General features: G+C 70.6%; 1 pseudogene. It reads right to left on the bottom strand.

From position 1 onward, the window contains the following. Positions 1 to 43 precede the first annotated feature (43 nt). Positions 44 to 391, bottom strand: a pseudogene (locus V7793_RS38050) (2-oxoacid:acceptor oxidoreductase subunit alpha); the annotation flags it as partial.

Below are 391 nucleotides of genomic sequence, written 5' to 3' on the forward strand. Positions count from 1 at the left end.
GGCCGACAGGGCCGCTTCGGCCCGTGGGACGAGGGCGAGGGGCTCAGCCATGGATGGTCTCCTTGAGCACGGTGGCGAGCTGCTCGGCCTTGAACGGCATGCCGCTGACCTGGGTGTAGGAGCGGACGTCGACCAGGTAGCGGGCCCGCAGGAGCGTGGCCAGCTGGCCGAGGTTCATCTCCGGGACGATCACCTTGTCGTACGTGGCCAGTACCTCGCCCAGGTTCGCGGGGAACGGGTTGAGGTGGCGTAGGTGGGCCTGGGCCACGGGTACGCCCTCGGCGCGCAGGCGGCGGACGGCTGCGGTGATCGGTCCGTAGGTCGATCCCCAGCCCAGGACCAGGGTGGAGGCGTCGTCGGGGTCGTCCACGCTCAGCGCGGGGATGGTGAT

The organism is Streptomyces sp. KLMMK (assembly GCF_036961605.1).
GTDB lineage: Bacteria > Actinomycetota > Actinomycetes > Streptomycetales > Streptomycetaceae > Streptomyces > Streptomyces telluris.